This is a genomic window from Arthrobacter sp. 05T420 (genome assembly GCF_056396305.1).
On sequence record NZ_JBFTLG010000005.1, the window covers coordinates 206887 to 231238 of the forward strand.

Here is a 24352-nt window from a genome sequence, read left to right on the forward strand (position 1 = left end):
CTGCACCAGCTTCCTGTGTGCCCGGTTTCTGCCCGGCACGGCGTCCGGACAACGACGGCGGCGGCAAGGTTTCCGCGTACGACATGCGCCCAACTGACTAGCAGCAGGGGCCGTTCTGAGGGTTCAAAACGGCCCCTGCTGCGAGCCAGTTGGGCTGACGTGCTAGGTGGTGCTGTCCTCCACGCGGGGCGGAAGGGTGTCCCACTCCGTTTCCGTGGCGCGCATCCAGGGAAATGGCAGCAGTTCCTTGATCCGGACCTTCCCCACTTCGCCCTCGGCATCGACCAGGACGGAGGTTTCGGTTCCGTAGGAACGCAGCAGTTCCCGGCAGAGGCCACACGGGTTCGTGACCTGGGGTTGTCCCTGCCCGTCCATGCTGACGGCCACCACGGAGTGGATTGATGCCTCCTGCGCCATGCGGGCATTGGCGAGGGCGCTGGATTCGGCGCACACATTGATGCGCTTCGCGCCAATGTGCAGTCCGAGGTAGATGGCCCCGGACCCACCGCGCATGGCCGCGGCCACCCGGTGGTTCTCGCTGTGGTGGGCAGTCAGCAACAGCCCACGCGCTGCCTCGTAAAGCTCCACGTCTGACGCGCTGAGGTCAAAGGAGATCACTTTTGCCTCCGCGCCTCTTCCGTCCGGGCGACTCGCGTCCATTGGGGGTTCCCACTTTCCGTTCAAACTGTCCTGACGTTGTTACCGGCGCGTTCTTACCGGCAGGCCGCCAGGTTCTTACTGGCAGGTTCTTACTGACACGTTCTTACCTGCAGTGATTACCTGCCGATGAAGATGCCGTTCTTCTGCCGGGCCAGCAGGTAGAAAACAATGCTGAGCGCCGAGAGCACGGCCACGTAGACGGGGAAGATCCAGGATGCGTTCAGGGACTGCAGCCACACCAGGAGGTAGGAGGCCGTGCCGCCGAAGAGCGCCACGCCCAGGCCGTATCCGAGCGCAGTTCCGGCGCCGCGGCAATTCTTCGGCATGAGGGAACTGCTGACCACGTTGTACAGGGTCATGTTCAGGACCAGCACCACCGAGCCGCCGAGGAGCACGGCAGCGAAGCCGGCGATGCCGGGCTTGACGTACATCAGCATCAGGAAGACCGACGGGATGGACAGTGCACGGGTGATCAGGAACCACTTCGAAATCGACTTGCCATCGGCAACCTTGCTGATGATGAGGCTTCCGACCACCAGCACGACGCCCAGCACGGTGGTCAGTGCGAAGACAGCGGTCGCGTCTTCTTTGAAGCCGGTGCGGGCAGCCGTCGGGAGGCCGGTGTTCCACGCGTAGTTGTAGGCTTGCGCTGCTCCGACGACGAACGTGATGGCCAGCACGCTGAGCCAGTGCTTGCGCACCCCGCCCCAGACCATCTTCGTGGAGTTGTCCGCCAGTTCCTCGGGCTTCATGGTTTCCGGAAGGGTCCGGCGAAGGTACACCACCACAAAGCCGAAGGCCGCGCCGACGACGAAGGGCACACGCCAGCCCCAGTCGGCCATGACGGCTGCGCCGAGCATCAGGGATGACAGCCAGCTGACAAGCGAGGCGAGCAGGATGCCCGCGTTGACGTAGAAGGAGATGATGCCGGCGACAAAGCCTTCGCGGCCCTCGGGGACGAGTTCGACCGCGTGGGCGGTGGACAGCGGGGCTTCAACACCCGTGGAGATGCCCTGGATGATGCGGCAGACCAGGAGAATGACGCCGGCGGCGGCACCGATCTGGTCGTAAGTGGGGCAGAGGGCAATGATCAGGGTGGTGCCGGCCATCATCATGATGGACCAAAGCATGACCCGGCGCCGTCCGATCCGGTCGGCCAGGGTACCGAGCAGGATTCCGCCCAGCGGACGGAATGCGAAGCCGACGGCGAAGACTGCCAGCGCGCTCAGCGTTGCCGCGACGGGGTCCTGCGACGGGAAGAACTTTGGCCCGATGAAAGCCGACAGAAGGCCAAAGACCATCCAGTCGTACCATTCCAGGGTGTTTCCCAGTCCGAGGCCAAGCAGCCCGCGGCGTACTTCCGGCGAGAGCCGGGACTTCCGGCCGCTCTCTAGGTCAATCTTGACGGCAGTGTCAGTCATGATACTTTTCCTTCCCCCTCGCCTTCGGGGCGCGGGAGGGTACGGATCACCGGCGGACGCCCTGTTGGGGCCGGCAGTGATCGAAACTATCGTTTGGCTTGGTCCGCAGGGCGGGACCGGTTCACCACATGGGAGGTGAGTTAGCCCAGATAGCTACGCGTGCCTCTTCGTAGCGATTGAATGCAACGGGCCATCCAGCTCGGAAACAGGGGACGGATCGCTAAGGAACGCGCCTCGAGTTTACCGGGCAACATCAGGTCTGCGGATGGCTTGGCAGATACCACTGCATCAGTACAAGGGAACGATCACGAACGCGGGCCGGGCGCACCTTCCGCCAGAAGGTGGCTGCGCCCCCATCTCTGTTCACTAAGCTTCGAACCCTTAGTGGTGCGGCTCACACAACTATATTGAAGATCTTCACAGAGTCAATGGTTCTATGGAAAAAACGGCCTCACCTCGCACGATGCCGCCAAGCCGAAGGGAGGCGCATCGAGAGCCCGGCCCGGACGGAACGTGAAACCCGCGCAATTCCGGCCCGAACGGGGCGCGAGGCGGCCTCAAGCCGCGACTGGCCTCCGGCCCGGAGCGCCCGGATCAAGAACGGAAACCGTAAAGAAATTTACGAAAACCATTGATTCGCTAAAAGTTTTCACTATAGTTATGTGTGTTAGCTCACCAAGAGAAAGTCGGACCATGGCTACCGAAAGCGTCACGGGATCTTCCCCAGCCGGCACAAGCGTCCTCCTTGCCACCGTAGGCAACAAGGTACGCAACATGCGCAAAGACAAAGGAATGACCCTTGCCAAGCTCTCGGAAATCACCGGCCTCAGCCCGGCGATCGTAAGCCAGATCGAACGCGGCCTGGCCAATCCGTCCTTCACCACCTTGGCACAGTTGGCCCACGGCCTGGACATCCCCGTAGGGAAGTTCTTCCTCGGGCAGGAAGAAACCAAGTCCCCCGTGGTCCGCAAGGGCGAGCGGAGAAACCTCAAAGGCGTCACCAAGAAGTCCGTGGGTGAAGCGGTCTACGAGCTGCTCACCCCGGACCTCAACGGTGCGCTGGAGGCCCAATGGATCGTGAGTCCGCCAGGCCACGACACCAGTGCCACCCCTTTCCGGCACAGCGGCGAGGAATTCGGCATCATTCTCTCCGGCCGGAAAGACATCTTCCTGGACGGCGAGTGCTACACCCTGGAGGAAGGCGATTCGATCACCTTCTCTTCGGAAACGCCTCACTGGTACAAAAACAGCTACGAAGAGGTCTGCGTAGCGATCTGGGTTAACGCACCTCACGCGTGGTGATCGGCCGGCTCTAGCCGCCGTCGCCGTCCGGTCCGGATACGTCCCCCGGAACCTTTTCCATACCCTGCAGCCAGGTCCGCAACGGGCCGCGCTGCGTCATACCCTCCGCCGGGTCGATTTCGCGGTCAACGCCGCCGCGATCCCCTCCTGAGCACCGTCTTCTACGTCACCGGCCGCCCTCCCAACGGCACTTCGCCGGAATAGTTAGGATCCCCATGAACCCGTCTACAGCCACGTCGTCGCTGGAACTCAGCACCACCACAGCGGACCTCACCGCTCCCGTCATCTCCCGCTCCGACGTCCTCGTGGTGGGCGGTGGCCCCGCAGGTGTGGCCGCCGCCGTCACCGCGGCCCGCTCGGGTACCTCGGTCACGCTGCTGGAACGCTACTCCTCCCTCGGCGGCCTCGCCTCCGGCGGCATGGTGCTCGTCCTGGATGACATGATCAACGGCCAGGAAATCACCGTCACGGGCATCGTGTCCGAGTACGTCGAGCGCCTGCAGAAGCTGGGTCTGGCGATCGTCCCGCCGGCCGGTGACCGCAAGACCTCCGAGGAACTGTGGAACAAGTGGGGCCGCTACGGCACCTTCGACTTCCACTCGCACACCACCCCGAAGCCGGTCTGCTACGCCGCCGCCTTCGACCCCGACGGCTGGAAGCGCGTCTCCAACGACCTCGTCCGCGAGGCCGGCGTCAACCTCCGCCTGCACTCCTGGTTCTCCCGCCCCATCGTGGACAACGGCGTCATGAAGGGCGTCATCTGCGAGACCAAGTCCGGCCCGCAGGCCTTCATGGCCGACATCGTCATCGACACCACGGGCGACATCGACGTCGCCTCCCGGGCCGGCGCCAGCTACGTCAAGGACAGCTACCTCACCACGCTGGTCTTCCGCCTCGGCAACGTCGACACCAACGCCGCGGAAGCCTTCGAACAGGCCAACCCGAAGGAAGCCCGCGCCATCAACCGCAAGATCAAGCGCCTCCTCGGCGGCGCCTGGGAACTGTGGTGGCTCAAGACCCCCATCGACGGCGTGGTCTGGTGCAACGCACCGCACATGACCGGGTTCGACGGCGTCGACCCGGCGGACATGACCGCCGCCGAGTTCGCCGCACGGGACCGCATCACCGAGGCCGTGGACTACGTGCGCGCCAACCTGCCCGGCTTCGAGAACTGCTACATGCTCGATGTCGCGTCCCAGATGGGCGTCCGCCAGACCCGGCTGCTGGAAGGCGAATACGTCATGACCAAGGACGACGTCACTTCCCGCCGCCACTTCGCCGACACCGTGGCCCGCGGCCGCGACTACTACTACCCGTTCCGCTCGCTGCTGCCCAAGGAAGTGGACCAGCTGCTGGTCGCCGGCCGGCACTACTCCGCCACACCCGAGGCGCAGAAGATGTCCCGCGAGATCCCGCCCTGCATGGCGATGGGCCAGGCCGTCGGCGTCGCCGCCGCACTCGCCATCGAAAACGGCACCCTGGTCCGCAACGTCTCCGCGCTGGACATCCAGCAGGGCATGCGCCGGCACGGCGCAGACCCGGGCGACGTCCCGTCGTCGAACGCCACCCTTGACGTGGACGCGGTGGTGGGGGCATGAGCACCGTCATCGACGAACTCTTCACCGGAGACTCAACAGCAGAAGGCACGACGGCGGCCCCCGCCGCCGCGCCCGTTGCTGCCGGCACGCCGCTCCCCCTAGACGGCATCAAGATCGTGGACTTCACCCAGGTGTTCATGGGCCCGTCCTGCACCCAACTGCTGGGCGACTACGGCGCGGACATCATCAAGGTGGAACGCCCGGGCGCCGGGGACATCTCCCGCAACTCGTTCCCGGACAAGGACGGCCAGGACAACCCGATCTTCCTGTCCATCAACCGGAACAAGCGCAGCATCTCCGTGGACACCCGCACCGACGACGGCAAGGCCGTGCTCCGCCGGCTGCTGTCCGACGCGGACGTGGTGGTCAGCAACTTCCGCTCCGGCGTGATGGAGCGGATGGGCTTCGGCTACGAGGACCTCAAGGAGCAGAACCCGGGCATCATCTGGGCCTCCGGCACGGGCTTCGGCCCCGAGGGCCCCTACTCGCACAAGGGCGGCCAGGACGCGATCGCCCAGGCCTACTCCGGCGTCATGTGGCGCCGCGAATCGGACGACGTGAAGCCGTCCATCTACCCCACCACGCTGTGCGACTACATCACCGGCATGCACCTCATGCAGGGCATCCTGCTGGCGCTGCGCACCCGGAAGGGCTCCGGCGTCGGGCAGAAGGTGGAGGTGACCATGTACGACTCCATGCTCCACTTGCAGATGCAGGAGGCGTGCATGCAGCTCAACCGCGGCTACGAGGTCAACTGGGGAGCCATGCCGCTCAGCGGCGTCTTTGAAACCACCGACGGCGCCGTCTGCATGGTGGGCGGCTTCACCCCGGACCCGCTGGCCAGGATCTCCGAGGCGCTGGGCCTGGACGAGGACCTCACGTTGCGGCCCGAGTTCGCCAACCTGGAGCAGCAGTTCGAGAACAAGCCGGCGCTGCAGGCGATCTTCCGCGAGCGCATCGCCACCAACACCACCGAATACTGGACCGGCCAGCTGGAGGACAAGGGACTGCTCAACGCCCCCGTGCACACCCTGGAGCAGACCCTGGCCGATGCGCAGACGCACGCCAACGGCATGATCGTCGAGGCAGAACACCCCGCCGTCGGCACCGTGAAAATGCTCAACGCGCCCATCCGGCTCTCCGCCACCCCTCCCACCATCCGCCGCGCGGCCCCGCGGCTCGGCGAACACAACGTGGAGGTGCTGCTGGAGAACGGGTTCGACGCCGAGACCATCGAGCGCCTGCAGCAGCTGGGGGTCCTCCGATGACTGCCACAGTAGAGCAGACAGTGGACCAGGTCACCCTGACCATCGAGAACCACGTGGCCACGGTGGTGATCGACCGCCAGCACGTGCTCAACGCCGTCGACGGTTCCGCGCAGGCCCGGCTCAACGAAATCTGGGACCAGCTCGAAGCCGATCCCGACGTCCGGGCCGTGGTCATCACGGGCGCCGGAACCCGGGCATTCTGCGTCGGCGCGGACATGTCCGCCTCCGCCGTGGACAAGACCGGCCTCGAGTACTGGGCGGGCCTGGACCCCAACGGCTTCGGTGGGCTCAGCCTGCGCACCACGCTGGACATCCCGGTGATTGCCCGGGTCAACGGCTACGCGCTCGGCGGCGGCATGGAGATCGTGCTCGGCGCGGACATCGTGATCGCCGCGGACACCGCACGCTTCGGGCTGACGGAACCGCGCGTCGGGCGCCTGGCGCTGGACGGCGGCATCCACCAGCTGGTGCGCCGGATCCCGTACACCCAGGCGATGGGCATGCTCGTCACCGGGCGGAAGACCGAGGCCGCAGAGATGCAGTCCATGGGCCTGGTCAATGAGGTGGTCCCCGCGGATGAGCTCGACGCCGCGGTGCAGCGCTGGCTGGACCAGATCCTCGCCTGCGCCCCCACCTCCGTCCGGGCGGTCAAGCAGATGGTCACGCAGACCGCGCACCTGACCGCCACCGAGGCCCGCGGGCTCCGGCTCCCGGCCCTCATGGCGGCGCTGGACAGCGAGGACTCCGCCGAGGGCGTCCGCGCCTTCCAGGAAAAGCGCCCGCCGCTCTGGCCTGGACATTAAAGCGACAGCCGCTAGCCTCCACCGCCCGATATTCAGCCGCTCGAAGAACAACAAGAGCTTAGAAGGAGAAACCTATGCGGGAGTCACTGACACCCGGCGTGTGGGGCGTCGTCGCCACACCCTTCCAGGGCAGCGCCCTGGATGTCGACACGGACAGCCTGGCCCGACTCGTGGGCTATTACGAGTCGATCGGCGCCACCGGCCTCACGGTCCTGGGCGTGTTCGGCGAGGCCGCGGCCCTCACCGCGGCCGAACGCAGCCTGGTCCTGGAAGTGGTCGTGGAGGAAACGCGCCTGCCCCTCGTGGTGGGAGTGACCTCCCTCTACACCGGCACAGCCGTGGATGAGATCCGTTCCATCCAGGCTGCCACCGGGGACCGCCTGGCTGCCGTCATGGTGCAGGCCAACTCCGCCAACCCCGGCGTGGTCACCGCGCACCTGAACGCCATTCACCACTCCACCGGCGCCAACGTGGTGCTGCAGGACTACCCCCTGGCCAGCGGCGTCAGCATCAGCACCGAGGCACTGATCTCCGTGGTGCAGGCTTGCAGCTTCGTCACCGCGGTCAAGGCCGAGGCCCCGCCCACGTCCGTCGCGATCGCACACCTCACCGCAGCCCTGGACGTCTCCGTGTTCGGCGGCCTCGGTGGCCAGGGACTCCTGGACGAGCTCATGGCCGGCGCCGCCGGGGCGATGACCGGGTTCTCCTACCCGGAAGCTCTCATCGCCTGCGTGCGGGCATGGCAGAAGGACGGTTACGAGGCCGCCCGCGATGCCTTGCTTCCGTACCTTCCGCTGATCAACTTCGAACAGCAGGCCAAAATCGCGCTGGCGGTCCGCAAGGAATGCCTGCACCAGCGCGGACTGATTGCCGACGCCGGCGTCCGGGCCCCGGCCGCGGCCTTCCCGGAGGGTCTCCGGACTGGCTTGCGCACGCATCTGGCCGAGGCCGCCGAGGCCCTTGGCCTGCATCCGGCCGCCGCCCTCAGCACGGCGGGGAGGAACTAATGGATCTCGGAATCAGCGGGAAGACCGCCTTCGTGGCCGCCTCCACCGGCGGGCTCGGCCTCGCCATCGCCCGGGCCCTCGCGGCCGAAGGCGTCCGGGTGGCCATCACCGGCCGCCGCGAGGTGCGCGCCAAGGAGATCGTCGCCGAGCTGACGGACGCCTACGGCCCGGGCGCCGTCGCCATCGAGGCAGACCTGAGCACCGCGGAAGGCGTGGGTGCCGCCGTCGAACAGACAGTGGCGGAACTCGGCCCCATCGACATCCTGGTCCTCAACGGCCCCGGACCGAAGCCCGGCGCGGCCGCCACGCTCGGCGCCGACGACATTGCCGCGGCATTCGAACAACTGGTCAAACCCCACCACGCCCTGGTCTCGCACATCCTTCCGGGCATGCGGGAACGGCGCTGGGGACGGATCCTGGCCGTCGGTTCCAGCGGCGTCGTGGCGCCGCTGCCCAACTTGGCCGTCTCCAACACCGGCCGCGCGGCACTGGCCGCTTACCTCAAGACCCTCGCCGCCGAGGTGGCCCTGGACGCCGTCACGGTCAACATGCTCCTGCCCGGACGCATCGCCACGGACCGGGTCGCGGAACTGGACCAGGCCGCCGCCAAGCGGCGCGGCACCACGCCCGAGGACATCCAGCTCGAATCCCGCAAGACCATCCCCGCCCGCCGCTACGGCGAACCCGAGGAATTCGGCGCCGCCGCGGCGTTTCTCTGCAGCGCCCCGGCCTCCTACATCACCGGCGTGGCACTGCGCTGCGACGGCGGCCTCATCCGCGGGCTCTAACCGCTGGCCCTGGACACTCACCACTCACCCTGCTCCGACTCCCCCGAAGGAACACCATGACTTCCACAGCATCAGACACCTCAACTGACACCGGCACCGGAACCGCCACCGGGCGGGACCTCATCACCGCCCGGCATCTCATCAACGGCGAATGGATCGGCGGGGCGGACACCGAACGGATGAACCCGGCCCGCCCGGGCGAGCTCGCAGCCCTCTCCCCCGGCGGCACCGCAGCCGACGTCGACGCCGCCATCACCGCCGCCAAGTCTGCGCAGCCGGCCTGGGCAGCCCTGCCCGCTCCGGCCCGCGGCGCCATCCTGATGGCCGCCGGAAACCTGCTCCTGGACCGCCAGGCTGCCATCGCCGAGGACCTCGTCCGTGAAGAGGGCAAGACCCTGGCCGAGGCCAAGGGCGAGGTCAAGCGCGCCTCCGACGTGCTCCGCTTCTTCGGTTCCCTCGGCTGGGCCGCCACCGGCGAGGTGCTGCCCAGCGGCCTGCCGGACACCACCATCACCACCCGGCGCGAGCCGCTCGGCGTCGTCGGGCTCATCACGCCGTGGAACTTCCCCATCGCCATCCCCGCCTGGAAGGCCGCCCCGGCGCTGATCAGCGGCAACACCGTGGTCATCAAGCCGGCCGAGCTCACCCCGCTCTCCGCCACGCACCTGGCCCGCGCCTTGCAGGACGCCGGCCTGCCCGCCGGCGTGTTCAACGTGGTCCACGGCAAGGGCCGCGTGGTGGGCGACGCCCTGGCCCGCGATCCCCGGATCGCCGGGCTGTCCTTCACCGGCTCCACCAACGTGGGGCTCGGGCTGCAGGAAATCCTGAACGCCCGCCGCGCCCGGGTCCAGCTGGAAATGGGCGGCAAGAACGGCGTGCTGGTCCTGGACGACGCCGATCCGCGCAAGGCGGCCCAGGTGGTGGCGGCCGGCGCGTTCGGCCTCACCGGCCAGGCCTGCACCGCCACGTCCCGCGTCTACGTCACGCCGGGAATCCGTACTTCGTTCCTTGAGGCCCTCACCGCGGAAGCCGCGCAGTACACCGCCGGTGACGGGCTCGAGGGCGCAAAGATGGGCGCCGTCGTGAGCAGCCAGCAGTTCGAACAGAACCAGGCCGCGGTGCGCACCGCCGTCGAGCGCGGCGCCACGCTGCTGCACGGTGAGCACGACGGCGGCACGGACGCCGGCTTCCTCTTCCCGGCCGCCATCCTCACCGACCTGCCGTTCGACGACGCCGCCGTGACCGAAGAGATCTTCGGACCCGTGGTGGCCGTCCTCGAGGTCCCGGACTATGAAGCCGGGCTCGCCGCGATCAACGATTCCCGCTACGGCCTCACCGCCGGCATCTGCACCGACTCCCTGGCGTTCTCCACGGACTTCGCCGCCCGCGCCCAGGCCGGGGTCATCAAGGTCAACCGCCCGACGGCGGGGCTGGACCTGAATGTGCCGTTCGGCGGCGTCAAGGACTCCTCCACCAACACGTTCCGCGAACAGGGGAAGTCCGCGCTGGACTTCTTCACCTGGGGCAAGACCGTCTACACGGGTGTGTAACCTGCCATGACGTACGTGATCGCCCAGCCCTGCGTGGATGTGAAGGACAAGGCCTGCATCGACGAATGCCCGGTGGACTGCATTTACGAGGGTGAACGCTTGCTTTACATCCACCCGTCCGAGTGTGTGGACTGCGGCGCGTGCGATCCCGTGTGCCCGGTGGAGGCGATCTACTACTCCGACGATGTCCCGGACGAGTGGGCCGATTACGTGCGCGCCAACGTGGAGTTCTTCGAGGAGCTGGGGTCGCCGCAAGGCGCCTCAGCCCTCGGGAACCTGCACCGCGACCACCCGATGGTGGCGGACGCGCCCGTGACGGCCGGCGCCGTAGGCTGAGCCTATGACTTATGGCTCTAGTCGGCTGCCGCCTGTCTGAGGAGCATCACAAGGGTCAGGACGGTGCCCGGCCAGGGGCGTCCTCCTACGCCGACTACAAACCCGACCTGCAAGAAGGACCATCATGACGGTGGCCTGGACTCGAGCATCGTTCCGCCGGCTCACAGCCGCGATCCTTGCCGTCGCTCTGACTGCGGCCCTGGGCGGGTGCAGTCCCGGACCGCACCCGCCGGTGCAGCCGGTCTCGCCCGATCCCGGCTACCGGACCATGCTCGACGAGTTCAGCAGGAGAATGCTCGGCGACGGCGCCCCTGCCGTGCTCATCCAGCTCCGCGTGGGCGGCGACGTGTGGTCCGCGGCCTACGGTGTTCGAAACCTGGCCAGCCCATCCCGGGCCGAGATCACGGACCCTGTGCACGTCGGCGGCATCACCAAGTCCATGGTGGCGGTCTGCGTGCTCAAACTGGCAGAGGAAGGCAAGCTGGAGCTCGACGCGCCGGTCAGCAGGTATCTGCCGGATTTCAACAAGGTGATGCACCCGCCGGGACCTGTCACCGTCCGCCAGCTGCTGCAGCACCGCTCTGGCATGCCCTCCGTGGACGGGCCGTTGTTCGATCCGGCCACGGTGCGGCAAGCCCTGACCACCAAGGTGAGCCTGGCGGACCTGCTGGCCATGGCGGGACGGATCTCGTGGCAGGCGAAGCTGGCCCAAGGATTTGAGTACTCCAACTCGAACTACATTGCCCTGGCGCTGATCGTCGAGCACCTGAGCGGCCGGCGGATCGGCGAGGTGATCAGCACCGACATCATCCAGCCGCTGGGCCTGAGCGAAACTTTGATGACCGCGGCCGGGCCTCCGCCGTCGTCGATGGTCCACGGCTACATCGCGCTGGGCCGCAACCAACTCGACGTCACCTATCCGGCCGCGCAGATCGACAACGCCGCCGGCGGCATGGTGTCCTCCGTGGCGGATGTGAATACGTTCTACCGCGCACTGCTGCAGAACCGGCTGCTCAAGCCGGACACGATCACGCAAATGGAGAGCCCGCTCTACGCCAGGTATGGACTCGGGGTGGTCCGCTGGAACGACCTCTGCACGAACGATTTCTACTACGGCCATCCCGGCGACGTGCCCGGCTACGGCACCATCGCCATGACCAGCGCGGACGGAACCCGGCAGCTCACCATGGCCGTGGCCTATCCCCCGGAACCGCTCCAGCCCGGTGGCACCCGCATCCTGCACCAGATGGAATCCGTCGCGGAGGACACCCTCAACGCCACGTGCCAGACCGGGCCGACAGGGCCGCTCAACAACGCGGCAGGAAGTCCGGGGTAACGGCCGCGGCCGGTCGCTGCAGACACTGCGACAATGGGCAGATGACAGCCATCATCCTCGTCTGGAACCCGGACGAATGGAACGATTGGACCTATCCGGCAGTGCTGGAGGAGGTCGCCGAATCCGGCCGGTTCCTGGCCAGCTGGGAGGTCGGTCTGGCGGGCGCCGCCGCCTCCGGCGCGGTGGGCGGTCTGGCGGATGCCGACAACGTGGCTGACGCCGCCGTCTCCGGCGCGGTCGGCAGCCTCTCGGACGCCGACAACCTGGCTGACGCCGCCGTCTCCGGCGCGGACGCGTGGCTGGTGCTCCAGGGCCGCCACGGGCGCGGCCTGATCGGCCACGGTGTCATCGTCTCGGAGCGGCCGGCTCCCCGCCTCCAGGCACCGGACACCGCGAGCGCCGCAACGGCCGGGTCCCTGCTCTGCATCCGTGTGGCCTTCGACGGCCTCCTGCCCGCCGGGGACCAGATCCAGCCCGCGGTCCTCCAAGAGACTGTGCCCGGCATCGACTGGGAAGCGCTGCCCGGCCCAGCACTTGCCATCGAACCGTCCCTCGAGCCCCTCCTGCGCAGACTCTGGCGAGAGTTTGGCCCGCCACCAGGGGCCGACCCCACCCAGCCCGTGCCCGGCACCGTCCCCGCCGCGGCCGTCATCCGGGTCGAGGTGAACCGGTACGAGCACAGTGCGGACGCGTGCCGGGCCTGCATCGCCCATCACGGGACCAGCTGCGCGGTGTGCGGGTTCTCCTTTGAAATCGCGTACGGGGACATCGGCAAGGACTTCATCCCGGTCCACCACCTGGTCCCGGTGTCCCAACTGGGCGGCAGCTACGAACTTGATCCCGTCACGGACCTCGTGCCGCTCTGCGCCAACTGCCATGCCATGGCACACCTCGGGGTGACCACGCCGCGCACGGTCGCGGAGCTGCGCCGGGCCATGGCCTCCGCCGGCTACCTGACCGGGCAGGCCCTGACCCAGAGAGAGCTCCAGGCCCAGCAGGACGCCCGGCGGATCCTCAACCAGCAGTAGACGGCAGTGAACGCTCTCAGGCGGACCACACCTGCCGGAACTTGCCGCTGCCGTCCGGCCGGGGCGGCTCCCCGGCAAACCGGACGTCGACGCCGTCTGCGCCCTGGGCCGCGAAGAACGCACCCAGGCGCTTCCCCACCGCCGCCTGCACGTCAGCCGGCACGGCATCCGGCCCGAACTCGAGCCGCACGGTGAGCGACCGCGGCCCGGTGCGGATCGCCTGGAACCGGCGGACGCCGGCAGTCTCCTCGATCACCGTGCCCAGCGCCAAAGGCAGCACCGTGACTACTTTTCCGTCCAACGCTGACTGCTGGTCGAGAACACCACCGTCCGGCCTTGCCCCGTCCGGCCCTGTCTTTCGGTCTAGCACTGCCCCGTCCAACGCTTCCCTGTCCAGCGCCGCCCCGGCGGCGAAGCTCAGCACGTCCCCGCTGCGGCCTTCCACCCGCAGCGTCGGAAAGGGACTCCCGCAGGTGCACGGGCCGGCATCCAGCTGCACCCGGTCGCCGAGGTTGTAGCGGATCAGTGGCTGGACCCGGTTGGCCAAGTTGGTGACCAGCACCGTGTGTGAGAGTTCCCCGGCCGGGACTGGCCGGAAGGCGTCGTCCACCGGCTCCACAATGTTCCAGTCAGCATTGACATGCAGCAGCCCCTGCCGGCAGCGGCTGGTCAGGGCGAGCGCCTCCGAAGCAAGGTACCGCACGGTGACGCGGCAGCCGAGGGCGGCCTCGATGTCTGCCCCGGCAGGGGCTGCCAGGCCCTCCCCGGACGCGACCGCAAGGACGGGACGGATGTTGAGGCGTCCCGATTTCTGTTCGCTGGCCAGTTGCAGGAAGGCGCTCGGATAGCCGTAGAGCACGGTCGGCTGGAAGTCGTTGAGGTCCGCCACGAGGTCCGGGAGCGGCCGGAGCACGGAGAACACGCGGACCCGGCGGCCGATGCGGGCGCTGCGCCGGCGCGCGGCTTCGGTCAGCACGACGCCGGCAAAGTGGTCCCCGTCCGCGATCAGTGCCGCGGCCCGCAGCCCCCGCCGGAGGAAAGCCCGGGCCTCCGCAGCCGTCATCAGGGTCCGCCGTTCACGGATCGGGCCGAGGAGGTTCGCCACCTGCAGCGAGGTCCGGTCGTGGACCAGGACCGCGGGTTCCCCGGTGGACCCCGACGTCGTCATCACGAGGTACTGCCCGCGGTAGAGGCCGCCGATGCGTGAGGCGTCGCCGACGAGGTATTTCTTCAGTCCGGCGAGGGTGATGTGGGGGTCGGTCATCCAGTCATCGAAGTTCTCCATGAGCTCACGTTTGCCCACCGGAGGCAGCTCCCCCAGATTCGCCGCCAGATCGGTGACCGTCTCCGGAACGTCCCGGTACAGCCTGCGGTAGTAGGGCGAGGAGGACCGCGCGCATTCAACCAGCGTGCCGAGCCGGTCCCGTTGCCGGCGGGCGATCGCGTCCGGGCTTGCCCGGCCGGCCCGCCAGATGTCCCACGCGATCCCGGTCATCCGTGTCATCCCGAGAGGAGAGCCGCGCATCACCCATCACCCCTTCACGGCGCCGGCCCTCGAGACGCACCCTCTCCCACGCTGGCACGGCTTCGGCTGGCCCAACAGGGGCTTTAGGCACCGGATGGACCTGCGCGAATGCCCGGACACCGCCGAATTGCTGGACTAACTGGCAGGTAGCACCACAGACTGTGTACAACAGCTGGCTGGGCGGCGTGAGAATTCCTGCCACCGGGCCGGCCGGGGACTACCAGCAGCATCGTTTGGGGCTTTGCCTAACACCTTTTTCCACCGCCGTGAAAGGACCTGGTTATGCCGGACTTGTCATTTTTGTATCCGCTCATTTCGATCATTCTGGGGGCGGTCGCCGTCGTCGGCGTCATCTGGGTGGCGACAAAACTGATGTGGAAGGTGGCGGAGCCGAACGAGGCCCTCATCATCTCCGGGCTGACGCGCGGCACCCTGGATACCCGGGAGGGGATGGATTTCAAGATCGTCACGGGCAAGGGGGCCCTGGTGCTCCCCGGCCTGCAAACAGTGCGGCCGCTGTCCCTGACGCTGAATGAAACCGAGCTCAAGGTCTCCTGCGTGACCTCCCAGGGCATCCAGGTGATTGTCGACGGCGTGGTCATCTACAAGATCGGGGATGCCCCGCCGTTTATTGCCAACGCCGCGCGGCGGTTCCTGGGCCAGCAACCGAAGATGGAAAGCCAGGTGTACAACGTCTTCGAAGGCCACCTGCGCTCGATCATCGGCAGCATGACGGTCGAGGAAATCATTCGCGAGCGCGACAAGCTGGCCTCCCAGGTCCGCAGCGCCAGCGGCGTCGAAATGGAGAAGCTGGGCCTGGTGGTCGACTCGCTGCAGATCAAGGACCTCCAGGACCCCACGGGCTACATCCAGAACATCGCCAAGCCGCACATCGCCATGGTCAAGATGGAGGCCCGCATCGCGGAGGCCACCCGGAACCGCGAGGCCGCGGAAAAGGAAGCGGAGGCCGAGGCCTTGATTGCCGACGCCCGGAGCGTGTCCGCGATCCGGCAGTCCGTGGCGCAGGCCAATGCCGAGCGCGCCAAGGCGAACGCGGCCCAGGCCGGCCCGCTGGCGGATGCGACGGCGCGTCAGCAGGTGGTAGTCCAGGAAACCGAGGTGGCAAAGCTGGAGGCCGACCGGGAGGAACAGAAGCTGCAGACCACCGTCCGCAAGCCCGCGGACGCGAGGGCCTATGCCAAGCGCACCGATGCCGAGGGCCAGAAGTCCGCGGACATCAGCGCGGCCGAGGCATTGGCACGGCGCACCGAGCTCGAGGCCCAGGCCAACGCCCGGCGGACCGAGGTGCAGGCGCAGGCGAACGCGACGGCGGCGGCTGCGGCGGCCGGTGCCACCAAGGTCACCGGCGAGGCCGAGGCTGCCGCTACGAAGGCCCGCGGCGATGCCGCCGCCTCCGCCATCAAGGCCAAGGCACTGGCCGAGGCGGAAGGCATCAAGGCCCGTGCCGAAGCCCTCGGAACCAACCAGGACGCCGTCATCTCCCAGCAGCTGGCTGAGAACATGCCGGCGATCGTTGCGGCGGCCGCCGAGCCGTTTGGACATGTCGGCCAGATGACCGTCCTCAACGGCGGCGAAGGGGTCAACCAGATGATCGGCGGGATTTTGGCACAGGTGGGCGACTACCTCCCGGCACTCTCCGGCGCGCTCAAGAACAGCCGGGAGGCCGCCAAACGGGATATCAAGGCTCCGGGGGCGTAGCGGTCGCTATGCGGGGGCAAATCACCGGGATTCTGAGGCGTAGGGGAATCGATGTACGGGGATTGTGATGCACAAGGATGTTGACCGGAGCTTGACCGGAAAGATTGGGCGGGTCACGGGTCGGATCGGCCCGGGCACAATCGGCGAGGTCATGCTGCCCGTCCGCGGTGGCACCAGCGCGTTCCATGCTCACCCGTTCGACAACAGCAGCGTCTTCGCCGTGGGCGAGCAGGTCCTGGTGATCTATTTTGAACCGCCGCAGACCGTGTTTGTGGACGAGCTTCCGGATGTCCTCAAGGCCGAATGACACTCTGGACGCCGGGAGGCGGCGGGCGTATTCTGAAGTTCCGTAGCCTCTGGAGGTATTTCTGATGGAAGGCAATAAGCGTCTGCGTGGCTGCCCGGCTGTGAGGGTATTAATGGTTTCTGCCACCCGTACTCTCTTCCCGGTCGGCAACTGGCCCGATCCGCTATAGCTCGTCTTTCGTCATGCCGTCCGGCACCGCTGCTTCGTTCGGGTTTGCGCCGTGAACGCATGGCCGCAATCAGCTGCGCCCGTTGGCGGTTTCCGACAGTGCGCACCCTGCCCCCTCCGCGCACCGTCTTCCTCTGGATAGCTCCGTCCTGACCGCGCCTACCTGTTAACCCACTCTTCCCCCGCCGGCCACGCCCGCTCCCCCGCACCGCAAACCGCCCCCCGCACCGTGGAGGGGTGAGGATCGCAATCGTCGCCGAATCATTCCTGCCGCTCATGAACGGGGTTACCCACTCCATCCTGCGCGTGCTGGAGCATCTGCAGGAGCGCGGGGACGAGGTGCTGGTGCTCGCGCCGTCCACGCAGACCACGGAGGTCCCGCACGAGGTCTATGGCGCCCACGTCCACCGGCTTCCCTCGGTCCCGCTGGCCGGCTATGCGAACGTCCGCGTGGCGATGGGCGGTGTGTATCGGGTCAAGCGCATCCTTGCCGACTACGCGCCCGACGTCGTTCACCTCGCGTCCCCGTTCGTGCTCGGCTGGCGGGCAGCGCAGGCCGCCCACCAGCTCGGCATCCCCACGGTGGCGATCTACCAGACCGAGGTGCCCGGCTACGCGGGCCGCTACGGGGTCCCGTTCCTCGAAAACTGGGCCTGGAACCGGGTGGACCAGATCCACCTGCTGGCCTCGCGCACCCTGGTCCCCTCCACCTTCGCGTTCAACCAGCTCCGCGGCCGCGGCATTCCGCGCGTGGACATGTGGCGGCGCGGCGTGGACACCCAGCGGTTCAACCCTGCGAAGCGCGACGCCGGCTGGCGGGCTACCGTGGCCCCCGGCGGCGAGCGCCTCATCGGCTACGTCGGCCGGCTGGCGGCCGAGAAGCAGGTGGAGGATCTGGCGGCGCTGGCGGATGTACCCGGGACCCGGCTGGTGATCGTCGGTGACGGGCCACAGCGGGCCGCTCTGGAAGCTGCCCTACCGCAGGCGGTCTTCACCGGGTTCCTCGGCGGCGATGACCTCGCCCGCGCCGTGGCTTCCTTCGATCTCTTCGTCCATCCCGGCGAATTCGAGACCTTCTGCCAAACCATCCAGGAGGCCATGGCGTCCGGCGTGCCAGTGGTGGCCACGGGCCGTGGCGGCCCGCTGGACCTGGTGGAGAATTCGCGGACGGGCTGGCTGTACGAACCCGGCGACCTCGCCGCGCTCCGCGCCCGGGTGATGGACCTGATGGGCGACGACGCCAAGCGCCGCGCGTTCGCCGCCGCCGCACACGCCTCGGTCCAAGGCCGGACCTGGTCCGTCCTCGGGGCAGAACTCGTGGGCCACTACGAGGCCGTGATCCGCGAGCCCGCGGTTTCCCGCTCCCCCCTCGTTGCCCTATCACTTAGGGCGGCCAAACCCGGGTTTTAAGCACCAAAAGTGATAGCGCAACGGGGGGACTTAGGGCACTGGCCGTCATCGGCTGATCCTCCGACCATGAAGACGACATACAGGGGCCGCATCCGCCCCTCCAGACACGAGCCCAATGCAGAAGCAGACGCTCCCCCAGAAATCAGGTCAAGACTGTGGATGAAACGAATGCGAACGAGAAGGTAGTCAACCGGCTAATCGCTTGTATCAATGACCGTCAGGTTGCGGTCATGGACGAGTTGTTTCATGACGACGCGGTCATGCACTGGCCACAATCCGGAGAACTCGTGCGCGGCGCCGAGAATCGGAGGGGAATCTACAACGCCTTCCCACAACTGCCAACCATCACCCCGCGCCGGCTGACCAGTGGCGGGGACCTGGTCGTCGCCGAGGCGTTGTTGGATTACGGCGGCCCACAGTACGAAACGGTGTTCATCTTTGAATTTCGCGAGGGCAAAATCGCCAAGGAGACAGCCTACTGGAGCGAGGCATTCGACGCGCCACAGTGGCGTGCCCAATGGGTTGAAAAAATCTAGACAGAAAATCCGTAACCGGGTCAGGTCAGACGTCGCTATTGGGCAATTGCGTTCAGGTGCTTGATCGCATCGGCCGGCAGCTCGAGGGCGGCAGCCGAAACGTTGTCCCAGGGGTGCGCGAGCGAGGACGTGCCGGGGATGAGCAGGATGTTCGGCGAGCGCTGCAACAGCCAGGCCAGGGCGACACCCATCGGGGTTGCCTGCAGGCGTCTGCCGGCATCCCTGAGGGTGCCGGACTGAAGCGGCGTGAATCCGCCCAAGGGGAAGAACGGGATGTAGGCGATGCCCTGCTCCGCGGCGTGCCAAGCCAGCCGCCCGCACGCGACCGGCGGGGCTGGCCAAACGCGCCGTCCACCGGCGGCAGATCGCAGATATGAGCGGCTACACGCCTCAAAGACCCGTCAACGCTACGTCCCCGGGTCAGGTGCTGGGCTCGGGTTCGACCAGCATCAGGATCGTGTCCCGGCGTACGCCGTCGAATTTCATGGCGTCGGCCGCGGCCTCGGACTCCATCATTCGCTGGAACGTGTCCATGTCCGGGACTTCGACGATCAGGCCGACGCGGTTGGATTTCTCCGGGTCGACAAAGGTTCGAACAGTCATGCCCATAGGTCCGAAGAGCTCCTGGCGTCGCGGCGAGCTGAGCCAGTGGTCAACGTCGTCGACCTCATGGAAGATCAATAGAGTTGCCATCGTTGCCTCTGCTTTCGAAAGCGGTATCAGGAGCCGGATTGGAAGGCAATCGCATGAGGAACTCCTAATCCAAGCAGAAATTACCACGCCCGCCTGATCTTCGAAAGGCAGCCAGAATAAGCGGCCTGGATCGCTCGCGGCGGCCTTCGTACGTTATGCCGGCGGGCTCGCCCGCGGCGAGCGTCAGGGTGACCCATAGGCCCTCACGGCAAGTGTCAGGAAATCCATAACAGATCCCAATCTGCCGCAATTATCGGTACTCAACAGACGTCAGTCAGGGACTTGCCATCACTGAGGACGCTGACAGCCAGGCATACTCATCCGCTCCGATACCTGCCGGAATCTCTCGGGGGCGGCCTGCAGAATCAAGGTTCAGTCTCCGCGGCGCGGCACAAGAAAATGCCAACGACACAAGCGCACAGTAAGAGTATGAAATCACTACTAAGCGATGAAGTCGTCGCCGTACGTGGCGTCCTTACCGATACACACCCGGTCGACTTCCATGCTCTTGGGGTAACCGGTGCAATTGACCGCCTGACGCTTCCCCTCCGCGAACGCGGGACCGTGGTGCATCTGGAGACTCCGCACCACAGGACGGAAGTAGACCGGAAATCCGCAACTCTTCTGTACCGAGCGGCGCAGGAGCTCCTCAGCAATATCTACAAATTCGCTCAGGCCTCGGTTGTGACCGTCCGGCTGGGCTGCGTCACCCAAAGCATGAGCCACGGCGTTCAGCTCAAAGTGACCGACGACGGCCGGGGTTTCGATGTGCCGGCAGCCATGATTGGTCGGCACACCGGCATGGGACTGCGCCTCATGCAATTGGCCGTGATCCTCGCCGGCGGAGAGATCATCATCGATTCCTCCGCCGCTGCGGGAACCTGTGTGACGATAACACTGCCTCTGGACTAGCATCCGCGGCACCGCTTTTCTGCTCGGGACCAGCGGCCGGGCTGGCGTGCTGCTGGCTTGCTCACGACCATCGCTCGGGTGGAGTCCACGGCAGTCCAGTCCACGTGGCGGCAGTCTCCGTTGTGCATTAGCCGGAGACGGAGACCAAATCCGTGCTTGGGTTAGTCGTTTCTCCTTCTCTTCCGAGGACCGGCTCGCCGAAGCTGAAATGATCGGCGGATTCTTGATGGGTGAGGCCGGTGGCGAGGGCGACGACGTCGGCGAGTCTGCCGTAGCGGTCGAAAGCCTGCCTCTGCTGGGTGGCTCCCGTGCCCTGATCAAGGATCCTTTGCAGGGACTGCTCGACGTAGGCGGTATCGCTGGTGTCCTCCAGGGCCTCCCGGACATGGCCGCGGAGTGCGTCAAAGACATTTCGTGCGGTGTCTGGCCGGTGCGTTACCGGGTGGAGGAGCTCTCCGTCCGTGCCCCAACGGCTGGCGCGCCAGGCTCCCTGACGCAGGATTGCGGCGGGAACCAGGTCCGGTGGCTGGCCGGCCTCCCATTCCCGGGCGGCGGTCTCCACAAGTGCCCGTACCAGCGCAGCAATCAGAGCGGCGTCGCGGGCATCAAGACAAACATCCGCCACCCGGACCTCGACGGTCGGGTGGCGTATGGACAGCCGCGCGTCGAAATCCGGGCTGGTGACGACCCCGGTGCCCAACAGGCGTTCCCCCAGCGAGTGGTAGGCCTGTGCCGAGCCGAAGACCTCTGTGGGCCCTGCAGTGGACCACCGGTTCCACGCCTGGGTTCGGAAACTGGCGTACCCGCTGTCTGCGCCGTTCCAGAAGGGGGAATTTGAGCTCAATGCTATGAGGGGCGGCAGCCAGGATCTGATCCGGTCCAGGACCGCGACCCCTTCCTCATCGGAGCCCACGGAGACATGGACATGGAATCCACAGGTCAGCTGCTCTCGGGCCGTCAGAGCGAACTTTTCCATCAGGGCGTCATACCGGTCGTTGCGGGTGGCGTGCGGTGCGGCCGGCAGCGGGGACGTGGCCAGGGCAGCGATCCTCGCGCCGGCCATCCGGGCCAACGAGTCGGCATGGGCCCGGCCCGCCCGTATCTCGGCCGCGAGTCCGCTCAGGCTGGAATGCGGGTGCGTAATGACTTCGAGCTGCTCCTGCTGAAGCTCGGCGGCCAGCATTTGGACGGGTGCCAAATGGTTCACCGCCTGGCGGCCGGGATCGTGCAGGCGAAGCACCTCTCCGGCCAAGGGCAGAGGGTATCCGTTATCGGGATCCACGATCAGGAATTCCTCTTCAACACCAAAAGTACGCACGTGCTAAGTGTGACGGACGAAAGCGACCGCCGAGTACCACACGGCAGAGGCTGCGCGCAGGGGCGGCAGTGGTCACGCGGGTGGAATCAGGAGTCCGGCCAAACCCGGGTTTTAAGCACCCTAGGTGACAGCGCAACGGGGGGTTTGGTCGTTCCGCGCGGGCCCCAGTGGGGCTCTGCCCCGCCCCGCCCACGTGTTGACACGGCGTGTACCCCCCGGGCGCCTATGATTTCCCGATGGGAGGGTTCTCTATGTCTCGTTGGTGGTCTCAGGTTCGCCCGGCGGTAGCCGGATGACGGCGTCGTCGTACCCGCCGTCGTCGTACCCGGAGGAAATCTCCGGCGAAGTCTCCGGGACAGTTCCGGAGGAAGTCTCCAGCGCGGTGCCGGGCTATGGGGACCTGGTGGAATCCAGCCCCGACGCCCTGCTGGTGGTGGCCGAGGACGGGACCATCCGGATGGTCAACACCGCCGCGGAGCGCATGTTTGGGTACCACCGTGGAGAACTCGTGGGCTCGGACCACCGCATCCTCCTGGCCGAGGGGTTCCGGAACGGGCTGGAACGGCTGTTCTTCAACCTCCGCCGCCGCGACGCCCACGCCCATACCGACGTCGTCGACGACGAGACGGACACCGCTCCCGTGGAGGCCTACGGGGTGCGGCGGGACGGCACGGAGTTCCGGGCCGAGGTGGCCGGGGCCATCTTCATCACCGGGGACGGCACCGGGAATGGGACTGGTGTTGGCGCGGTAAGCATGATCGCCGCGGTCCGGGACACCTCGCACCGGCCGGAGAACGATGACAGCCTCCGCGAGGCCATGTCGCTGCTGAGCGCGACGCTCGAATCCACCGCCGACGGCATCCTGGTGGTCAGCAGCGAGGGCGAGATAGCCGGCGTCAACAATCAGTTCCTCACCATGTGGGGCATCCCGCGGGAAATGCTGGCCACCGGGGACGATGAGGCCGTGCTGGGCGTCGTCGTGGACCAGTTGCGGGACCCGGCCCAGTTTGTCGAAAAGGTCGAGGCTCTCTACGCCGACCCCGCGGCGGAAAGCCACGACATCCTGGAATTCCGCGACGGCCGGACCTTCGACCGCTATTCGCGCCCGCAGAAAGTCGCGGACCAGGTGGTCGGACGGGTGTGGAGCTTCCGCGACGTGACCGCGGCCAAGGATGCCCAGGACCGGATCACCCGGGCCATGGCAGATCTCGCAGCGCAGTCCGCCCAGCTCAAGGCGCTGGCGTTCCGGGACGGACTGACCGGGCTGTCCAACCGCCAATTGTTCAACGACACCCTCGCCGGCGCCCTCGCGGGCCCGCACAGCACCGCGGTGGATGTCCTGCTCCTGGACCTGGACGACTTCAAGGAAGTCAACGACATCCTGGGCCACCATGCCGGGGACCAGATGCTCATTGAGGTCGGCCGGCGGCTGCGCACCTGCGTCCGGCCCACCGACGTCGTGGCCCGGCTCGGCGGCGACGAGTTCGTGGTGCTCCTGGTCGACTCGGCGGACCCCGAGGCGGTGGCCGCCCGGATCGTCGACTCGCTGCGCCTCCCGGTGTGGATCGACGGCACCATGTTACGGCCCAGCCTCAGCCTGGGACTCGCCTCGATCGGCGAGGCCGCCGTGGACGCCTCCGAGCTCCTGCGCCGCGCCGACGTCGCGATGTATGCCGCCAAGTCCGCCGGCAAGAACCGGTACATGCGCTTCCAGCCGGAGATGATGAAGGCCCTGGTGGACCGCAACGACCTCGAGGCTGGATTGCGGCTGGCCGTGGACAACGGACAGATCGCCGTCCACTACCAGCCGATCGTCTCCGCCGGCAGCGGGACCGTGACCAAGGTGGAGGCCCTGGCCCGCTGGGTGCGCGACGGCGTGCTCGTTCCGCCCAACCAGTTCATTCCAGCGGCCGAACGCAGCGGCCTCATTGTCGAGATCGGCACCGAAGTGCTGCTGCGCGGCTGCACCGAACTCAAGCCCTGGCTGGAAGAGGACTCCTCCCGGTCCCTGGCTGTCAACGTCTCCGGCGTCCAGCTGCAGCACGGGGACTTCGCCGAGCTGGTCCTGGCCGTGACGGCATCCTGCGGCGTGGACCCGCGCCAGCTGGTCCTGGAGGTCACCGAGAGCGTCTTCTTCGAGGATGACTGCCACGTGATCGGCCAGCTCATGAGCCTGCGCACGGCCGGCGTCCGCGTGGCGCTCGATGACTTCGGCACCGGCTTTTCCTCCTTGGGACGGCTGCAGGGCCTGCCCGTGGACACACTGAAGATCGATCAGTCGTTCGTGGCCATGATCAACACCGGCACGGAACCGCTGCCCATCCTGAACGCCATGATCGGCATGGCCCACGGACTCGGGCTCACCGTCACGGCAGAGGGCGTGGAAACGGCCGCCCAGGCCGGCTACCTGATGAATCTGGACTGCGATTGCCTGCAGGGTTTCCTGTTTTCTGGCCCCCAGCCGGAGGCCACGCTCCAGCCTGCATTGGACCGGGCCGCCCGGGCCATCGCCGCGCTGAAAGGCGTTCGGGTGCCCGGCAACCGGTGACCCGTAAAGTTCCGTGGCCGCTGTGCTGGACACAAGGCCGAAGGACCCTATGATTCAGGGAAACGCATTCATCCGGGCACCTCGGCCGGGAACATCATCGCTCTATGAACTCCGTCGCT

Annotated in this window: 22 protein-coding genes; 16 read left to right on the forward strand and 6 right to left on the reverse strand. The window is 67.0% G+C overall.

Going from position 1 to position 24352, the window contains the following annotated elements; translation table 11 throughout:
* Nucleotides 1-162: 162 nt before the first annotated feature.
* On the reverse strand, nucleotides 163-660 hold the full coding sequence (locus AC1DEM_RS07170; protein ID WP_476883818.1) for a cytidine/deoxycytidylate deaminase family protein: 498 nt from the start codon (nucleotides 658-660) through the stop codon (nucleotides 163-165).
* Between the two features lie 116 nt (nucleotides 661-776).
* Nucleotides 777-2081: an MFS transporter gene (locus AC1DEM_RS07175; protein ID WP_476883819.1), complete on the reverse strand. Its 1305-nt coding sequence runs from the start codon at nucleotides 2079-2081 to the stop codon at nucleotides 777-779.
* A gap of 693 nt (nucleotides 2082-2774) precedes the next feature.
* On the opposite strand from AC1DEM_RS07175, the gene AC1DEM_RS07180 reads away from it, so the two are divergent.
* From AC1DEM_RS07180 to AC1DEM_RS07225, 10 genes are all read left to right on the forward strand, one after another.
* Entirely contained in the window at nucleotides 2775-3383 is a 609-nt protein-coding gene (locus tag AC1DEM_RS07180; RefSeq protein WP_476883820.1) for a helix-turn-helix domain-containing protein, read from the forward strand.
* Between the two features lie 215 nt (nucleotides 3384-3598).
* Nucleotides 3599-4981, forward strand: coding sequence for an FAD-dependent oxidoreductase (locus AC1DEM_RS07185; RefSeq protein WP_476883821.1), 1383 nt, complete (start codon nucleotides 3599-3601; stop codon nucleotides 4979-4981).
* Nucleotides 4978-6249, forward strand: a complete 1272-nt coding sequence (locus AC1DEM_RS07190; protein ID WP_476883822.1) for a CaiB/BaiF CoA transferase family protein — start codon at nucleotides 4978-4980, stop codon at nucleotides 6247-6249. Before AC1DEM_RS07185 ends, AC1DEM_RS07190 begins: the two co-directional genes overlap by 4 nt.
* Complete coding sequence (locus tag AC1DEM_RS07195; protein WP_476883823.1) at nucleotides 6246-7052, forward strand: enoyl-CoA hydratase-related protein; 807 nt, start codon at nucleotides 6246-6248, stop codon at nucleotides 7050-7052. Before AC1DEM_RS07190 ends, AC1DEM_RS07195 begins: the two co-directional genes overlap by 4 nt.
* Before the next feature lie 74 nt (nucleotides 7053-7126).
* On the forward strand, nucleotides 7127-8059 hold the full coding sequence (locus tag AC1DEM_RS07200) for a dihydrodipicolinate synthase family protein (RefSeq protein WP_476883824.1): 933 nt from the start codon (nucleotides 7127-7129) through the stop codon (nucleotides 8057-8059).
* A complete protein-coding gene (locus tag AC1DEM_RS07205) occupies nucleotides 8059-8847 on the forward strand; it encodes an SDR family oxidoreductase (RefSeq protein WP_476883825.1) in 789 nt (262 codons plus the stop codon). Before AC1DEM_RS07200 ends, AC1DEM_RS07205 begins: the two co-directional genes overlap by 1 nt.
* 56 nt (nucleotides 8848-8903) lie before the next feature.
* Complete coding sequence (locus AC1DEM_RS07210) at nucleotides 8904-10397, forward strand: aldehyde dehydrogenase family protein (protein WP_476883826.1); 1494 nt, start codon at nucleotides 8904-8906, stop codon at nucleotides 10395-10397.
* Between the two features lie 6 nt (nucleotides 10398-10403).
* Nucleotides 10404-10733: a ferredoxin gene (fdxA, locus tag AC1DEM_RS07215; protein WP_476883827.1), complete on the forward strand. Its 330-nt coding sequence runs from the start codon at nucleotides 10404-10406 to the stop codon at nucleotides 10731-10733.
* Nucleotides 10734-10857: 124 nt separating this feature from the next.
* Complete coding sequence (locus tag AC1DEM_RS07220) at nucleotides 10858-12069, forward strand: serine hydrolase domain-containing protein (RefSeq protein ID WP_476883828.1); 1212 nt, start codon at nucleotides 10858-10860, stop codon at nucleotides 12067-12069.
* 41 nt (nucleotides 12070-12110) lie between these two features.
* Nucleotides 12111-13097: an HNH endonuclease gene (locus AC1DEM_RS07225; protein WP_476883829.1), complete on the forward strand. Its 987-nt coding sequence runs from the start codon at nucleotides 12111-12113 to the stop codon at nucleotides 13095-13097.
* Nucleotides 13098-13113: 16 nt separating this feature from the next.
* On the opposite strand, the gene AC1DEM_RS07230 is transcribed toward AC1DEM_RS07225, so the two are convergent.
* Complete coding sequence (locus tag AC1DEM_RS07230) at nucleotides 13114-14601, reverse strand: phenylacetate--CoA ligase family protein (RefSeq protein WP_476883830.1); 1488 nt, start codon at nucleotides 14599-14601, stop codon at nucleotides 13114-13116.
* A gap of 303 nt (nucleotides 14602-14904) precedes the next feature.
* Here AC1DEM_RS07230 and AC1DEM_RS07235 point away from each other — a divergent pair, with 303 nt between their 5' ends.
* From AC1DEM_RS07235 to AC1DEM_RS07250, 4 genes are all read left to right on the forward strand, one after another.
* Entirely contained in the window at nucleotides 14905-16341 is a 1437-nt protein-coding gene (locus AC1DEM_RS07235; protein WP_476883831.1) for a flotillin family protein, read from the forward strand.
* A gap of 67 nt (nucleotides 16342-16408) precedes the next feature.
* Complete coding sequence (locus tag AC1DEM_RS07240) at nucleotides 16409-16648, forward strand: hypothetical protein (protein ID WP_476883832.1); 240 nt, start codon at nucleotides 16409-16411, stop codon at nucleotides 16646-16648.
* Nucleotides 16649-17053: 405 nt separating this feature from the next.
* Entirely contained in the window at nucleotides 17054-18226 is a 1173-nt protein-coding gene (locus tag AC1DEM_RS07245; protein WP_476883833.1) for a glycosyltransferase family 4 protein, read from the forward strand.
* Nucleotides 18227-18381: 155 nt separating this feature from the next.
* The gene (locus AC1DEM_RS07250; RefSeq protein ID WP_377988472.1) at nucleotides 18382-18762 is read left to right on the forward strand and encodes a nuclear transport factor 2 family protein; all 381 of its coding nucleotides are present in this window, start codon (nucleotides 18382-18384) and stop codon (nucleotides 18760-18762) included.
* 35 nt (nucleotides 18763-18797) lie between these two features.
* Here the strand turns inward: AC1DEM_RS07250 and AC1DEM_RS07255 are convergent, their stop codons facing one another.
* Nucleotides 18798-19022 carry an aldo/keto reductase gene (locus tag AC1DEM_RS07255; RefSeq protein WP_476883834.1) on the reverse strand — a complete coding sequence of 75 codons (225 nt, stop codon included), beginning with the start codon at nucleotides 19020-19022 and terminating at the stop codon, nucleotides 18798-18800.
* A gap of 160 nt (nucleotides 19023-19182) precedes the next feature.
* Nucleotides 19183-19455: a hypothetical protein gene (locus tag AC1DEM_RS07260; RefSeq protein WP_476883835.1), complete on the reverse strand. Its 273-nt coding sequence runs from the start codon at nucleotides 19453-19455 to the stop codon at nucleotides 19183-19185.
* A 429-nt stretch (nucleotides 19456-19884) separates the two neighbouring features.
* Between AC1DEM_RS07260 and AC1DEM_RS07265 the strand changes: the two genes are divergently transcribed.
* Complete coding sequence (locus AC1DEM_RS07265) at nucleotides 19885-20367, forward strand: sensor histidine kinase (protein ID WP_476883836.1); 483 nt, start codon at nucleotides 19885-19887, stop codon at nucleotides 20365-20367.
* A 127-nt stretch (nucleotides 20368-20494) separates the two neighbouring features.
* On the opposite strand, the gene AC1DEM_RS07270 is transcribed toward AC1DEM_RS07265, so the two are convergent.
* On the reverse strand, nucleotides 20495-21685 hold the full coding sequence (locus AC1DEM_RS07270) for a carboxylate-amine ligase (protein WP_476883837.1): 1191 nt from the start codon (nucleotides 21683-21685) through the stop codon (nucleotides 20495-20497).
* 292 nt (nucleotides 21686-21977) lie between these two features.
* On the opposite strand from AC1DEM_RS07270, the gene AC1DEM_RS07275 reads away from it, so the two are divergent.
* Entirely contained in the window at nucleotides 21978-24233 is a 2256-nt protein-coding gene (locus AC1DEM_RS07275) for a putative bifunctional diguanylate cyclase/phosphodiesterase (RefSeq protein WP_476883838.1), read from the forward strand.
* Nucleotides 24234-24352 lie beyond the last annotated feature (119 nt).